General features: G+C 70.0%; 12 protein-coding genes. 11 read left to right on the forward strand and 1 reads right to left on the reverse strand.

The annotated features are described in order from the left end of the window. The first annotated feature begins 23 nt into the window (after positions 1-23). Positions 24-1,823 (forward strand): thioredoxin domain-containing protein, encoded by a 1,800-nt coding sequence (locus M3195_RS10715; RefSeq protein WP_251587304.1) that lies wholly within the window; start codon positions 24-26, stop codon positions 1,821-1,823. 2 nt (positions 1,824-1,825) lie between these two features. Here the strand turns inward: M3195_RS10715 and M3195_RS10720 are convergent, their stop codons facing one another. Then, positions 1,826-3,382 (reverse strand): dolichyl-phosphate-mannose--protein mannosyltransferase, encoded by a 1,557-nt coding sequence (locus tag M3195_RS10720; protein ID WP_251587306.1) that lies wholly within the window; start codon positions 3,380-3,382, stop codon positions 1,826-1,828. Between the two features lie 51 nt (positions 3,383-3,433). Here M3195_RS10720 and rsmI point away from each other — a divergent pair, with 51 nt between their 5' ends. The 10 genes from rsmI (at position 3,434) to metG (ending at position 15,907) form a co-directional block, all read left to right on the forward strand. Continuing rightward, entirely contained in the window at positions 3,434-4,255 is an 822-nt protein-coding gene (gene rsmI, locus M3195_RS10725) for a 16S rRNA (cytidine(1402)-2'-O)-methyltransferase (protein ID WP_251587308.1), read from the forward strand. Beyond that, a complete protein-coding gene (locus tag M3195_RS10730) occupies positions 4,252-4,806 on the forward strand; it encodes a class I SAM-dependent methyltransferase (RefSeq protein ID WP_251587310.1) in 555 nt (184 codons plus the stop codon). Before rsmI ends, M3195_RS10730 begins: the two co-directional genes overlap by 4 nt. A gap of 127 nt (positions 4,807-4,933) precedes the next feature. Then, positions 4,934-6,031: a LacI family DNA-binding transcriptional regulator gene (locus tag M3195_RS10735; protein WP_251587312.1), complete on the forward strand. Its 1,098-nt coding sequence runs from the start codon at positions 4,934-4,936 to the stop codon at positions 6,029-6,031. A 130-nt stretch (positions 6,032-6,161) separates the two neighbouring features. Then, complete coding sequence (locus M3195_RS10740; protein ID WP_251587313.1) at positions 6,162-7,826, forward strand: ABC transporter substrate-binding protein; 1,665 nt, start codon at positions 6,162-6,164, stop codon at positions 7,824-7,826. Then, entirely contained in the window at positions 7,823-8,803 is a 981-nt protein-coding gene (locus M3195_RS10745) for an ABC transporter permease (protein WP_251587315.1), read from the forward strand. The genes M3195_RS10740 and M3195_RS10745 overlap by 4 nt, the downstream gene beginning before the upstream one ends. Next, entirely contained in the window at positions 8,800-9,714 is a 915-nt protein-coding gene (locus M3195_RS10750; RefSeq protein ID WP_251587317.1) for an ABC transporter permease, read from the forward strand. Before M3195_RS10745 ends, M3195_RS10750 begins: the two co-directional genes overlap by 4 nt. A gap of 5 nt (positions 9,715-9,719) precedes the next feature. Further along, entirely contained in the window at positions 9,720-11,423 is a 1,704-nt protein-coding gene (locus tag M3195_RS10755) for an ABC transporter ATP-binding protein (RefSeq protein ID WP_374209323.1), read from the forward strand. Positions 11,424-11,473: 50 nt separating this feature from the next. After that, positions 11,474-12,643 carry a glycoside hydrolase family 1 protein gene (locus tag M3195_RS10760; RefSeq protein ID WP_251587320.1) on the forward strand — a complete coding sequence of 390 codons (1,170 nt, stop codon included), beginning with the start codon at positions 11,474-11,476 and terminating at the stop codon, positions 12,641-12,643. Positions 12,644-12,727: 84 nt separating this feature from the next. Continuing rightward, positions 12,728-14,266, forward strand: coding sequence for a molybdopterin-dependent oxidoreductase (locus M3195_RS10765; protein ID WP_251587321.1), 1,539 nt, complete (start codon positions 12,728-12,730; stop codon positions 14,264-14,266). Positions 14,267-14,317: 51 nt separating this feature from the next. After that, positions 14,318-15,907, forward strand: coding sequence for a methionine--tRNA ligase (metG, locus tag M3195_RS10770; protein WP_251587324.1), 1,590 nt, complete (start codon positions 14,318-14,320; stop codon positions 15,905-15,907).

Below are 15,907 nucleotides of genomic sequence, written 5' to 3' on the forward strand. Positions count from 1 at the left end.
GTGCGACGCGTAGCGTGGAGCGCATGACGAACCGGCTCGCCGACACGCTCAGTCCGTACCTCCGCGCGCACGCCGACAATCCCGTCGACTGGTATCCGTGGGGCGAGGAGGCGTTCGCCGAGGCCGAGCGCCGCGACGTTCCGCTGCTCATCTCGATCGGATACTCCACCTGTCACTGGTGCCACGTGATGGCCAGGGAGTCGTTCGCCGATCCAGCGACGGCGGCGCTGATGAACGAAGGCTTCGTCGCGGTCAAGGTCGACCGGGAAGAGCACTCCGAGGTCGACGGCGCGTACATGGCGGCCGCCTCGGCGTTCACGCAGAACCTGGGCTGGCCGCTCACGGTCTTCACGACGCCACGCGGCCGCACCTTCTATGCGGGTACGTACTGGCCACCCGAGTCGCGCGGCGGGATGCCGGCGTTCCGCGACGTGCTCGCCGCGGTGCAGGAGGCGTGGACCCAGCGACGCGAGCAGGCGGAGGAATCGGCGGATGCGGTGACCGACGCGCTGCGGCGGGCCGCGGCATCCGCTCCCTCCGATCTGCCGGATGGGGCGGCGATCACGGCGGCCGCCCGCGCAATCGCCGCCCGCGAGGACTCCGAGTTCGGCGGCTTCGGCGGCGCACCGAAGTTCCCCGTGGCGACGACGCTGTCGTTCCTGCAGGCGCCGCTCGTCGAGCAGGAGGCACCGGATGCCGCGGCGGCAGCGGTCCGCGCGCTCGCCGCGATGGCGGCATCCGCTCTACGCGACGAGGACGGCGGGTTCTTCCGCTACGCGACGCAGCGCGACTGGTCTGTGCCGCACTACGAGCGGATGCTGACCGACAACGCACAGCTTCTCGACGTCGCTCTCGCGGCGGGCGACGAGGCCACGGCGCGCGGTGTCGCCTCGTTCCTGCTGGCGACACTGCGTCGTGAGGGCGGCGGCTTCGGCGCTGCTCAGGACTCGGAATCGTGGATAGACGGCGCGCGCAGCGAGGGCGGCTTCTACCTGCGTCCCATCGCGGAACGCAGCGGACTCGAGCCTCCCGCGGTCGATGGCAAAGTCATCACCGGGTGGAACGGTCTGGCCGTCGCTGCGCTCGCCCGCGCCGGGGCGGCGCTGAGCGAGCCGGAATGGATCTCCGGCGCGCGAGATGCGGCCGCGTTCGTGCTGCGCGTCAATCGGGACTCGACGGGGATGCTCGTGCGGGCATCGCTCGACGGATCGGCGTCGCCCGCCCGAGCGACCACCGCCGATGTCGCGCTGCTCGCCGACGGCCTGCTCGCACTCGCCGTCGCCACGGGCGAGGCGCGCTGGGCCGTCGAGGCGCAGGGCCTCCTCGACCTCGCCGTGGCCGGGCTCGAGGGTGACCCGCTGCTCGCCGCGCGCGGCATCGCGACGGCGCCCGACCAGACCGACGGCGACCTGCCCTCGGCATCCGCCGCCCTCGCCCATGCCGCGCTGACCGCCTGGCGGCTGGGAGCCGGCGACCGTTATCGGGCTGTCGCAGAGGATGCCGTCCGCGCGCACGCGGCGGCGGCCATCGGCCAGCCGTTCGCGCACGGCAGCCTGCTCCGCGTGGCCGCCGACCTGCTCGTGGGGCCGCGGCAGATCGTCGTCGTCACCGCGGACGCCGACGGCGAGCTCGCCGCAGCCGCGCGCGGTGCCGACGCCGACGTCGTGGCGATCGTCACCTCGACACAGGCCAGGGCGTTCGCAGAAGCCGGTTTCGAACTCTTCGAGGGCAAGGCCGATGCATCCGGCCAGGCCTTCGACTGCCGATCGTTCGTGTGCCGCCTGCCCGTCACCGATCCTGCCGACCTGTCGAGAACGCGCTGAGTTCAGACCCAGCCGGGCAACCAGTTGTGCAGCAGCCAGAACTCGTACGGCACGCTCACGCCGGTCCACACGGGGTAGTAGAACGCCGAGACGAGCACGACGACGGCCAGGAAGATCAGCACGGTGCGTTCACCGGCCTGGCGCCTGTGCAGCGGATCCTCTCGTCGACCGGCGATCTGCTGCAGCACGACGGCGAGGGCGATGACGAGAAAGGGTGCCATCGCGACGGTGTAGAACTGGAAGATCGTGCGCTCGGGGAACATCAACCACGGCACGTAGGTCGCAGCGAGTCCGACGAGCGGGAACGTGAGCGCGGGTGCGCCGACCGGACGTCGGGTGATCCACGCCCGCACGAGGCGGTAGAGCAGGTAGACAGCCGCGGCGACGCTCGCGTACCAGATCAGCGGGTTGGGGATCGTCGAGATCACCGCGATGCAGTGGTCGACCCCGCACGGTCCGGGGTCGCTGCCCACCCACACAGCGGTCGGGCGGAGCAGGAACGGCCATTCCCACGCGGGGCTCGCGTACGGATGCCCACGGGTGAGGCCGACGTGGAAGTCGAGGATCGCCCTGTGGTAGTTCCAGAGGGCGATCAGCGGGTTCGGGTCGCTCTGCCTGGCGTATCCACCCGCGGTGACGAGCCAGCCGGTCCAGCTCACGAGATAGGTCGCGGCGGCCGGCACGACGAGCAGCACGAACGAGATCGGACCCTGCGTGAACGCGGCGGCCGTCGGCCACAGCACCACTCCTGCGCGGCGACGGGCGAGCGCGTCGGTGACGACGACGTACAGCCCGAAGGCCGCGAGCGCGTAGAGGCCCGACCACTTGACCGCGCACGCTGCGCCCAGCGCGACCCCGGCGGCGACGAGCCAGGGCCGACGCCACAGCACGCGCCCCCACATCGGGTCGGGTCCGTCGGGGTCGGGGCGCTCGAGGATCGGGATCGTGCGGTCCCGGTCGTACAGGATGAACAGCGCGCCCAGCATCAGGAAGAACGTGAGCGGACCGTCGAGCAGCGCGGTGCGGCTCATGACGATGCTGAGTCCGTCGATCGCGAGCAGGCCGCCGGCGACGGTGGCGACGACGATCGAGCCGGTCAGACGCCGCGCGACGAGGTAGACGAGCAGCACTGTCGCGGTGCCGAGCAGCGCGGTGGCGAGACGCCATCCGACCGTGTTGTCCGGGCCGCCCAGCGCCATCCCGAGTGCGATGAGCCACTTGCCCAGCGGCGGGTGGACGACGAACGACCCCGCGTCCGACAGGGGGAGCTCCTGCAGGGTGATGAACGCCTCGTTCGCGTTCTCGCCCCAGGTGCCCTCGTAGCCGAGCGACCACAGCGACCACGCGTCCTTGACGTAATACGTCTCGTCGAACGCCAGCTGGTGCGGGTGCCCGAGGTTGACCAGACGCAGCACCGCGGCCAGGGCGGTGACGACGAGAGGGGCGAACCAGCGCAGCATCCGTCCCCAGTCGGGATCGAGCAGGATGCGGTCGCGCAGCCGTCCGTAGCGCGTCAGCCGCTCCTCGGGCGGAGGCAGCAGCGGGACGGGCTCGATCACCGCTCCAGCCTAGACAACGGCCGGTCTCGCCGCCGCGTCTAGGCTGGGCGGGTGATCATCCTCGCCGCGACGCCGATCGGAAACCTCGGGGATGCCTCCCGCCGCCTCGTCGAGGTGCTGGAGAACGCCGAGGTCGTGGTGGCGGAGGACACCCGCACGACCGGGCGTCTGCTGCAGGCGCTGAAGATCGAGAATCGCCCGCGACTCATCGCTCTGCACGACCACAACGAGAAGCAGAAGTCCGCCGAGCTCGCGGTCCTCGCCCAGGAGCACGACATCGTCGTCGTCAGCGACGCGGGCATGCCTGCCATCAGCGACCCCGGCTACGGTCTGGTCGCCGAGGCGATCGCGCACGGCGTGACGGTCACGGCGATCCCCGGACCCAGTGCGGTGCTCATGGCCTTGGCGATCTCGGGCCTGCCGACCGACAGGTTCACGTTCGAGGGCTTCCTGCCGCGCAAACCGGGGGAGCGGCGCTCGACGCTCTCGGCGCTCGCCGCGGAGCCCCGCACGATGGTGTTCTTCGAGTCGCCGTCGCGCCTGGCATCCTCCCTCGCCGACATGGGCGCCGCGTTCGGCGCCGACCGCCGCGTCGCGGTGTGCCGGGAGCTCACGAAGCTCTACGAGGAAGTGCGCCGCGGCACGGCATCCGAGCTCGCGGAGTGGGCGGCCGGGGGAGTGAAGGGCGAGATCGTCGTGGTGGTCGAGGGTGCGGCGCGCCGGTCCGTATCCGCCGACGACGCTCTCGGACAGGTGCAGGAGTTGGTGGCCTCCGGCATTCGCCTCAAAGACGCCTGCGCCGAGGTCGCCGCGGCCACGGGGCTGTCGTCTCGTGATCTCTACCAGTCCGCGCTCGCCGCGCGACGCCCGTGACGGAGAACGGCCACCCGGTCGCCGCAGCCTACGACGAGCGGGCCGCGGAGTACGAGGCGGTCGGGGGACGGCTCTCGCAGATGCACCCTCGAGACGTCGCGACGATCCGGGCGTGGCGCGACAGCACGGACGGCGCGCTGCTGGATGCCGGATGCGGACCCGGACACTGGACTGCGTTCCTCGCCGAAGGAGCACGGGATGTCCGGGGCATCGACCTCTCGCGGGAGTTCTTCGCGTCGGCGCGGCGGACCTACCCCGGCATCCCCTTCGAGGCCGGCTCGTTCCATGAGCTGTCGATTCCGGATGCGGCGGTCGGCGGCATCCTCGCCTGGTACTCCCTGATCCACACCCCGCCTGCGCAGGTGCCGGCCGTGCTGCGCGAGTTCGCGCGCGCTCCGACCCGGTGGTTCCCTGCTCGTCGGATTCTTCGACGGGGAGCCGGGGGAGCCGTTCTCGCACGCCGTGACGACGGCGTATTACTGGTCGACAGAGGCGCTCGGCATCCCGCTCGCGGACGCGGGCTTCGAGGTCGTGAACTCCGAGCGGCGTGAGCGGGCACCCGGCGAGATGAGCGCACGAGCGCACGGGGCGTTGATCGCCCGACGCTCCTGACGCCCGAGCATTCGGCGGAGTCCGGGCGGGTTAGCCTGGTGCTCACCCGAGCGGGAAGGAGCGAGCGTGAGCAGGAAGGCGACGGTCTACGACGTGGCAGAACGCGCTGCCGTGTCGATCGCGACCGTCTCCCGTGTGCTGCGGCAGCCGGATGCCGTGCGCCCGGCGACCCGCGAACGCGTGCTCGACGCGGTGACCGCCCTCGGTTACGTGCCGAGCGGCAGCGCGCGGGGTCTCGCCGAGCGTCGCACCGGTGTGCTCGGGCTGTACTTCCCGGGGTTCGACGCCGCGGAGGATGCGCCGCCGCTCGACGTGCTGGGGGATCGGAGCCGCCCGTCGTTCACGGTTGCCGAGGAGTCGACCGAACCCGTGCCGGCTCCTACGATGCTGTTCCTCGACGAGGTGCTGCGCGGTGCCGAGCTCGAGGCATGGAAGCAGGGGTTCGTGCTCATGATCGGCGTCGGTCGCGACGATCCGACGCGCGAGACCGTGCGCGACATCGCCGGCCGAGTCGACGGGCTCATGGTGCTCGCGCAGAGCGTGCCGGACCAGGTGCTCGCGCGGCTCACACAGCGGATCCCGGTCGTGGTCCTGTCGGGGCCGTCGCGCGGTGACGACTACGACCACGTGACCGTCGACAACGCCGAGGCGATGGCCGAGCTCACCCGGCTCGTGCTCGCGGAAGCGGCCCCCGGGCGGCTGGCGTTCCTCGCCGGACCCGAGGACTCGCCGGACGGCGCGCAGCGCTGGGAGGGCTTCACCGCCGCGCTCGCCCGGGCGGGGATCGCCGTCGACGAGGTGATGGTGCTGCGCGGGGACTTCACCCGGGCATCGGGGAGGAACGCAGGCGAGCAACTGGTCGCCGCGGGGGCGCCGTCCGCGCTGATCGCGGCGAACGATCAGATGGCGCTGGGGGCGATCGACGCGTTTCGCTCGGCGGGTCTGCGCGTGCCGGATGACGTGCGCGTGACAGGCTTCGACGGCATCGAGGCCGCCGCGCTCGCGCGCCCCGCGCTCACGACCGTGCGGCAGCCCATGATCGATCTCGGCCGTGCCGCGGTGCAGCTGCTCGCGCGTCGCCTCGAACGCCCTGACTCCGTCCCGGTGACGGTGCGGCTGCCGCTGCAGATCCTGCTGCGCGAGAGCTCGCACCCGCGCGCCTGAGCACCCCGCCGACGGCGTCAGGGGTTGCATCCGCAAAATGTATGCGCTTACAATCGCTCATGCGGCTTCGGCCGCAGGGCGTCCCGACCCGCGGGACTCCTTCATGACAGAGACGACATGAGGTGGCAGTGTGGCGAAGACGCACATGCTCCGGCGCTGGCGCAGAGCGGCGATCGTTGGGCTGGCGGCGGCGGCCGTGGTGCTCAGCGGCTGCAGCATCCAGATCAGCTCGCAGCCCGACCCGTCGATCGGCGATGACACGATGCTCATCAACGCCGACAAGGGCAACCCGTTCTTCACGCGGAACTTCAACCCGTACCTGACGAACACTCGCACGGCATCGCGCTGGATCTACGAGCCGCTGATCCTCGTGAACCCGCTCGACAACACACTCAACCCGTGGCTGGCCGAATCGTGGTCGCAGCCCGACGCGCGCACCGTCGTCATGACCATCCGCGACGACGTCGAGTGGAGCGACGGCGAGGAGCTCACGCCGGAGGACGTCGCATTCACGTTCCAGCTGCTCGAGGACAACCCGTCGCTCGACATCAAGGGCGCCTGGCAGCACCTCGAGAGCGTGGAGGTCTCCGGCGACGACGTCATCATGCACCTGCAGGGAGATGACGCGCCGTCGCTGTCGATCCTCGGCCTCACCATGATCGTGCCGGAGCACATCTGGTCCGACGTGAAGGACCCCGGCACGTTCCGCAACGAGGAGCCGGTCGGCACCGGACCGTTCGTGCTCGGCAACTACAACGACCAGCAGTACTCGATGGACAAGAACCCCGATTACTGGCAGGCCGACAAGATCCAGATCGAGCACATCATCCTGCCCGCGACGAACACGCAGCTCGACACGGTCACGCGCGGGTACGACTGGTCGTACTCGTTCATCTCCGACGTCGAGGGCACCTGGGGCGCAGCGAGCGAGCACAACACGTGGTGGTTCCCGCCGGGCGGTGTGATCGCGCTGCTCCCGAACCTCGAGGTCGCGCCGTTCGACGATGTCAACGTACGCCGCGGCATCGCGCTCGCCCTCGACCGCGACGAGATCGCCGAGACGGCTTCCGAGGGGTACATGCAGCCGGCCGGGCAGACCGGCCTCATCCTCCCCAACCAGGAGGAGTACCTCGACCCGTCCATCCCCGACGGGGGCATGATCACGCAGGACAAGGATGCCGCGCTGGCGGCCTTCGCCGAGTCGGGCTACACGCTCGACGGCGACCGCCTCGTGGGGCCCGACGGCGAGCAGCTGGAGTTCGCGCTCACCACCGCGAACGGCTACTCCGACTGGACCCGCGCCGCGCAGACCGTGCAGCGCCAGCTCGCCGACGTGGGCGTGAAGGTCACCCTGAAACTGCCGCAGCCCGCCGGATACCAGAGCGCCATCAGCAACGGCGACTTCGAGATGGCGATCGGCGGCATGGGCGGCGGTGACCCGTACCAGGCCTTCAACAACCTGCTCTCCAGCGAGTTCTACGTGCCGTCCGGCGAGCAGACCGCGAACAACTTCGAGCGCTATCGCTCCGACGAGGCCGACGCCCTGCTGGCCGAGTACCGCGAGACGATCGACCCCGCCCGCCAGACCGAGATCGTGCACGAGCTGCAGGGGATCGTCTACGACGAGCTCCCGGTGATCGGCATGTACTACGGCGGCATCTGGGGGCTGTTCAACGACGCGAAGTTCACCGGCTGGCCGAGCGCTGAGGACCCGTACATGATCCCGCAGAACTACGACTCGGCACCGCTGCTGATCTTCACGAAGCTCGAGCGCGTGAAGGGAGACGACAAGTGAAGTACGTCCTCCAGAAGCTCGGCCTGTTCGTGCTCACGCTGTGGGCCGCGGTCACCCTGAACTTCTTCCTCCCTCGGATGATGCCGGGTTCGCCGGCGGATGCCGCGATCGCGAAGCTCTCGCAGAACGGGCCCGTGTCGGATGCGACGCGGCGTGCCATCGAGGCCCAGCTCGGCGTGCCGACGGGATCGCTGTGGGATCAGTACGTGGCCTATCTCGGCCAGGTCGTCCGCCTCGACTTCGGCGTCTCGTACACGTTCTACCCGCAGAGCGTGTCGAGCATGGTCTCGACCGCGCTGCCGTACACGATCGGCCTCGTCGGGATCGTCACGGTCCTCGCATTCGTGGTCGGCACGCTGATCGGAGTGACGGCTGCGTGGCGGCGTGGCACCTGGCTCGACACGCTGCCGACTCTGACCGGTTCGTTCCTCAGCACATTCCCCTATTTCTGGACGGCCTTGCTGCTGCTCTTCTTCCTCGGTTACGTCCTGCACTGGTTCCCCACGACCGGCGCCTACGCGGCGACGACGACGCCGGGGTTCACGGGAGACTTCCTCGCCGACCTGCTGCGACACGCGGTGCTGCCTGCCCTGACGATCCTGTTGACGTCGCTCGGCGGCTGGATCATCGGCATGCGCAACGCCATGATCAACACCCTCGGCGAGGACTACGTGACCTTCGCGGAGGCCAACGGCCTGCGCGGTCGCACGATCGCCCTCCGCTACGCCGCCCGCAACGCGATCCTGCCGAACCTCACCGGCTTCGGCCTCACGCTCGGCGGCGTGGTCGGCGGATCGATCCTCGTGGAGCAGGTCTTCCAATACCCCGGTATCGGGTACCTGCTCTTCAACGCCGTGATCGGGCAGGACTACCCGCTCATGCAGGCGCTCTTCCTGATGATCACCGTGAGCGTGCTCATCGCCAACTTCCTCGTGGACATCCTCTACGGGGCACTCGACCCGAGGACTCGCCGATGACCTCCACCATGAACGTCAAGGTGCCCACAGACCGGATCGCGGCACCCAGCCCCTGGCGCGCCTTCGCCAGGATGGTCGGCACGCTGTGGTCCAACGGCAAGGCGAGGCTCGGCCTCATCATCCTCGGCCTGTTCGTGCTGGTCGCGGTGTTCGCGCCCCTGCTGGCGCCGTACGGAGCGAAGGAGAACGGCTTCGAGCGCAACGCCGACGCGTCGCCCGCGCACTGGCTCGGCACGACGGCCGCCGGCGAGGACGTGTTGAGCCAGCTCATCTACGGCTCGCAGGTCAGTCTGCTGGTCGGGCTCGCCGCCGGCATCCTCTCCACTGTCGTGGCCGTGCTGATCGGACTCAGCTGGGGCTATATCCGTGGCTTCGCGGGCGAGGTGATCGGGTTCATCGTGAACCTCTTCCTCGTCATCCCCGGCCTGCCGCTCATGATCGTGATCGCGGCGTACCTGCAGAACGGCGGCATCCTCATGATCATCGCGGTGATCGTGATCACCGGATGGGCATGGGGCGCGCGAGTGCTCCGCAGCCAGACCCAGTCGCTCCGCGGCAACGACTTCGTCGCCTCGGCGCAGTTCTCGGGCGACAGCCCGGCGCGCATCGTGTTCCGGGAGATCCTGCCGAACATGACGTCGATCATCGCCGGCACCCTGTTCGGTGCGGCGACCGCGGCGATCCTCGCCGAGGCGGGGCTCGAGTTCCTCGGACTCGGCGACTCCAGCATCGTCAGCTGGGGCACGATGCTCTACTGGGCGCAGAACTCCAACTCGCTGCTCACCGGGCAGTGGCTGCTGCTGTTCGCCCCCGGTCTCTGCATCGCGCTGCTGGCGCTGAGCCTCACACTCATCAACTTCGGCGTGGACGGCATCTCGAATCCGCGCCTCCGCGAAGGGAAGGGCCGATGAGCGCCATGATCGAGAACGACGTGCTGCTGCAGGTCGAATCCCTCTCCGTCGAGTACGCCTCGCCGGGTGTCGCCCCCGTGGCCGCGGTGGACGACGTGTCGTTCACCCTCCGCCGAGGCGAGTTCGTCGGGCTCGTCGGGGAGTCCGGGTCGGGCAAATCGACCCTCGGCTTCGCGCTCACCCGCCTGCAGAAGCCGCCGGCTCGCATCAGCGGCGGACGCATCCTCTTCGGCGGACGCGACATCCGGGAGTTGGACGCCGAGGAGCTGCGCCGTCAGCGCCAGGGCGGATTCGCGATGGTGCTCCAGTCGGGCATGAACGCCCTGAACCCGGTACGCAGGATCGGCGATCACTTCCGCGACATCTTCGCAGCCCACGGTCACGTCGCCGGAGACGACCGCGAGGCCAGGGCGCGCGAGCTGGTCGGCAAGGTCGGTCTCGACCCGAGCGTGCTCGCGAGCTACCCCGGTGAGCTCTCCGGCGGCATGCGGCAGCGCACCTCGATCGCGCTCGCCCTGTCGCTCGAACCGCAGCTCATGGTCTTCGACGAGCCGACCACCGCGCTCGACGTCCTCGTGCAGCACGCGGTCATGGACACGATCAAGGACCTGCAGCGCAGTGAGGGCTTCACGGCGATCCTCATCAGCCACGACCTCGGCATCGTGCTCGAGGCGACAGACCGCGTCATGGTGATGCACGAGGGCCGCATCGTCGAGGACGCGCCGAGCCTCGACATCCTGCACCGTCCGCAGGACGAGTACACGCGGATGCTCCTCAGCCACTACGCCGATCCTCGCGCCGAGTCGATCTCGATCCCCGGCTTCGTCGATCTGGGCACGCGTCGCCGCGAGGGTCGCGCGCGCGCCGATGTGACCGAGACGGTGCCGACGGTCTCGCAGCGCGACACGCGTCGGGCGGATGCGGCGATCGTGCTGCAGGGCGTGTCGAAGGTCTATCCGGCGCGCCGACGCGGCGAGAAGCCCGTCACCGCCGTCGACGACGTGTCGTTCCGCCTGGAGCCGGGCGAGGCGCTCGCGCTCGTCGGCGCGTCGGGGTCGGGCAAGTCGACGATCGCCAAGCTCATCACCGGCGTCGAGAAGCCCACCGACGGGTCGGTGCGTTTCGGCGACGTCGACGTCGCATCGCTGCGCCGCAGGGGTCTGCGCGACCTGCGCAAGGACGTGCAGATGGTGTTCCAGGATCCGTACGCGGCGCTCAACCCGCTGCACACGGTGGAGTACACACTCAGCAGGCCGGTGCGCAACTACACGGCCCTGCGCGGAACCGAGGCACGGGCGCGCGTGCTCGAACTGCTCGAGACGGTCGGTCTCACCCCGGTCGAGCAGTTCGCTGCCAAGCTCCCGCACCAGCTGTCCGGTGGTCAGCGGCAGCGCGTGGTCATCGCCCGCGCGCTGGCCAGCGACCCTCAGGTGCTCATCGCCGATGAGCCGGTCTCGATGCTCGACGTGTCGCTGCGGGCCGGCGTGCTCGCGCTGCTGGAAGACCTGCGCGAGCGGTGGGGCATCAGCATGCTCTACATCACGCACGACCTGCTCAGCGCACGACTCGTGACCGAGAACATCCTCGTGCTCAACGGCGGCCGCGTCGTCGAGCGCGGCGAGACGGCTCAGGTGCTGCAGCATCCGGAGGATCCGTACACGGTCCAGCTGCTCGACGCGGTGCCCAACCCCGCGCGCGCCGAACGCTGAACACAACCACTCGCACTACCGAGTCATCCGCACTACCGAAAGGAGCACTCGTGCTCGCATTCCCTGACGGCTTTCTCTGGGGCGCTGCCACCGCAGCCCATCAGGTGGAGGGGAACAACACGACCAGCAACTGGTGGGTCATGGAGCACGCTCCCGGATCGCCCATGGTGGAGCCGTCCGGCGACGCCGCTGACCACTTCCACCGGTACCCGGAGGACATGCGCCTGCTCGCCGAGGCCGGGCTCAACTCCTACCGGTTCTCGGTGGAGTGGGCCCGGATCGAGCCCGAGCGCGGCTTCGTCTCGCGCGCCATGCTCGACCACTACCGACGGATGATCGACACTGCGCGCGACAACGGACTCGACCCGACCGTGACACTCATGCACTTCACGGTGCCGCAGTGGTTCCAGAAGGACGGCTTCTGGCGGGCGTCCGACGCCGTCGACCTGTTCGGGCGATACGTCGAGACGGTGCTCCCGATCCTCGACGACGTCACGTACGTCTGCACGATCAACGAGCCGAACATCGCGGCCATGCTCGCCGGGGGAGAGGATGCCGCGAACCTCGTCGCCTACGGCCTCCCCAACCCCGACCTCGCGGTCGCCGACACGCTGCTCGACGCGCACCACCGGGCCTCGGAGATCTTGCACTCCCGGTCCGGCGTCCAGGCGGGCTGGACGATCGCCACGCAGGCGTTCCACTCCACGGGAGAACCGGGCGCCGACGAGATGCTCGCCGAGTACGGCGACCCCCGCGACCACTGGTACCTGGAGCAGTCCGCCGGCGACGACTTCGTCGGCGTGCAGGCCTACACCCGCACCTTCATCGGCCCGGAGGGTCCGCGCCCCGTCGCGGCCGACGTCGAGACCACGCTCACCGGATGGGAGTTCTTCCCGGCGGCGCTCGAGCTCGGAGTCCGCAGCGCCTGGGAGCGCAGCGGCGGGGTGCCCGTGCTCGTGACCGAGAACGGCATCGCCACGGCCGACGACACTCGACGCGTCGCCTACACCCAGGGCGCGCTGGAGGGGCTGCACCGTGCGATCTCCGCCGGCATCGACGTGCGCGGCTACCAGCACTGGAGCGCGCTCGACAACTACGAGTGGGCGAGCGGCTACGCCCCGACCTTCGGCCTGATCGGCTTCGACCACGAGACGTTCGCCCGTTCTCCGAAGCCGTCGCTCGCCTGGCTCGGGGAGGTCGCTCGTCGCAACGCGCTCTGACCGCCCTCCGCACGGCGCTCTGACCGCCAGCCGTCCGAGGGCCGCTCGGCCCTCGGACGGCTGCGCCGGGGTTACGCTCGCTTCATGAGCCACGCCTTGACCTCGCGCCGTGGCAGCCGTCTGCGCGCGGCGGCCGCGGGTCTCAGCGCCGCGGTGGTCGCCGTCGGCGCCGGCGAGCTCGTCGCGGCTGTCGTCGAACCTGCAGCGAGTCCGGTGGCCGTGATCGGCAGCGGCCTGATCGACCTCGCGCCCAGCTGGGCGAAGGATGCCGCGATCGCCCTGTTCGGCACGGGCGACAAGATCGCGCTGATCACCGGCATCGCCATCGTCCTGGCTGGCGTCGCCGCCCTCGCCGGCATCCTCGAGGCGCGCCGCGCGGGGCTCGGCGCCGTCGTGCTCGGGGCGCTCGGCGCGCTCGCCCTCGTCGTCGCGATGATCCGTCCGGGTGCCGGGCCGTTCGCCTGGCTCCCCGGATTGATCGCCGCCGTCGTCGCCGTCGTGGCGCTGCGGCTGCTCATGCGCACGGTCCAGCCCATCCCGTACGTCCGCACCGAGCCGGAGGAGCGCCGCCGCTTCCTGCTCTGGAGCGCCGGCGTCGCGGCCACGGGCGTCGCCGCGCTCATCATCGGGGGCGTCGCACGTGGGGCGACGCGCTCGATCGAGGCGGTGCGCTCGGCGCTCCGCCTCCCGCAGCCCATCCGTCCCGTTCCACCCGTGGCGGCGGCTGCCGACCTCGGCATCCGGGGTCTCGCTCGGATCGTGACCCCGAACGCCGAGTTCTACCGGATCGACACCGCGCTCGTCGTGCCCCGCCTCGACCCGGCGGACTGGCGCCTGCGCATCCACGGGATGGTGGAGCGCGAGGTCGAGATCGGCTGGGACGAACTGCTCTCGCTGCCCATGCGGGAGTCGCACGTGACACTCGCGTGCGTGTCGAACCCGGTTGGCGGCGACCTCATCGGCAACGCGCTCTGGCTCGGTCATCCGGTGCGCGAGCTTCTCGCGCGTGCCGGAGTAGACCCGGATGCCGACATGGTGCTGTCCCGATCCGTCGACGGCTTCACGGCATCCTCGCCGATCGAGGCCCTCACCGACGACCGCGATGCGCTTCTCGCCATCGGCATGAACGGCGATCCGCTGCCGATCGAGCACGGCTTCCCCGCGCGGCTCGTGGTGCCGGGGCTCTACGGATACGTCTCGGCGACGAAATGGGTGACCGAGCTCGAGGTCACGCGCTTCGATCGAGCGACGGCGTATTGGACGACGCGGGGATGGTCGGCCCGCGGCCCGATCAAACTGCAGTCGCGCATCGACGTGCCGCGGGGTGGCGCCGTCGCGCCGGGCGACACGGTGATCGCGGGAATGGCGTGGCAGCAGCACGTCGGCGTCGAGGGCGTCGAGGTGCGCGTCGATGACGGGCCGTGGCGCCCCGCCGCGCTCGCGACGGCGATCTCGGCCGACACGTGGGTGCAGTGGAGCATCCCGTGGACCGCCGAGGCAGGGTCGCACACGATCGAATGCCGCGCGGTGGGCGCCGACGGCGAGTCGCAGACCTCCGAGCCCGCCGCCCCGGCACCGGACGGCGCTCAGGGCTGGCACCGCGTGCAGGTCACCGTGGGCTGAGGCCCGTGACCGCGGCGTAACCGCGCCCGGCATCCCGCCTAGAATTGCTCCATGCCCGCAGGCGAATCCTTCTACATCACGACGCCCATTTACTACCCGTCCGACGTGCCCCACATCGGCCACGGGTACACCTCGGTGGCGGTCGACGCGCTCGCGCGTTGGCACCGTCAGGGCGGCGATGACACGTGGATGCTGACGGGCACCGACGAGCACGGTCAGAAGATGCTCCGTGCGGCGGCCGCGAACGGCGTCACGCCGCAGGAATGGGTCGACAAGCTCGTCACCGAGGCCTGGTTCCCGCTGCTCGAGACGCTCGACGTCGCGAACGACGACTTCATCCGCACGACGCAGGAGCGTCATGAGGAGCGCGTGAAGAAGTTCGTGCAGGCGATCTACGACCGCGGCTACATCTACGCGGGAGAGTACGAGGCTCTGTACTGCGTGGGTTGCGAGGAGTTCAAGCCGGAGTCCGAGATCCTCGACGGCACCGGTCCCTTCGAGGGGCTGAAGGTGTGCGCGATCCACTCGAAGCCGCTCGAGCTGCTGCAGGAGAAGAACTACTTCTTCAAGCTCAGCGAGTTCCAGGACCGCCTCCTCGAGCTCTACAAGACGCGGCCCGACTTCATCCGCCCGGAGTCCGCGCGCAACGAGGTCGTCTCGTTCGTGCGTCAGGGGCTCAAGGATCTGTCGATCTCGCGGTCGGCGTTCGACTGGGGCATCGAGGTGCCGTGGGACCCGTCCCACGTCATCTACGTGTGGGTGGACGCGCTGCTGAACTACGCGACCGCGGTCGGCTACGGCGACGACCCCGAGACCTTCGACCGCCGCTGGCCGGCGTATCACGTGGTCGGCAAGGACATCCTGCGCTTCCACGCCGTCATCTGGCCCGCCATGCTGATGGCTGCCGGGCTCGACGTGCCCAAGGGCGTGTTCGCGCACGGCTGGCTGCTCGTCGGCGGCGAGAAGATGTCGAAGTCGAAGCTCACGGGCATCGCGCCGACCGAGATCACCGACGTCTTCGGTTCCGACGCGTACCGGTTCTACTTCCTCTCGGCGATCGCCTTCGGTCAGGACGGCTCGTTCTCGTGGGAGGACCTCGCCGCGCGCTATCAGGCCGAGTTGGCGAACGGGTTCGGTAACCTCGCCTCGCGCACGACCGCGATGATCGAGAAGTACTTCGAGGGCGTCGTGCCGCCGCCCGCGGAGTATCTCGAGCAGGACCTCGTGATCCAGCGTCTGGTCGCACGGGCGACCACGGACGCGGATGCCGCGATCGAGCAGTTCCGCATCGACGAGGCGATCCGCGCGATCTGGACGGTCGTCGACGCCCTCAACGGCTACATCACCGCGAACGAGCCCTGGGCGCTGGCCAAGCAGGCCGCCGGTGGGGACGACGCTCAGCGCGAGCGCCTCGGGACCGTGCTGTACACGTGTGCCGAGGGTCTGCGCGCGCTGGCTGTGCTTCTGTCGCCGGTGATGCCTCAGTCGACCGAGAAGCTGTGGATCGCGCTGGGCGCGGCCGAGAGCCTGGGCCGTCTGCAGGACCAGCCGATCCGCGAGGCAGGGGCCTGGGGCGCGCTGAAGCCGGGGACGAGCGTCAACGGCCTCGCGCCGCTGTTCCCGCGCGTCGAGCAGGCCTGA

It is taken from the genome of Microbacterium hydrocarbonoxydans (assembly GCF_023715885.1).
Classification (GTDB): Bacteria; Actinomycetota; Actinomycetes; order Actinomycetales; family Microbacteriaceae; genus Microbacterium; species Microbacterium hydrocarbonoxydans_C.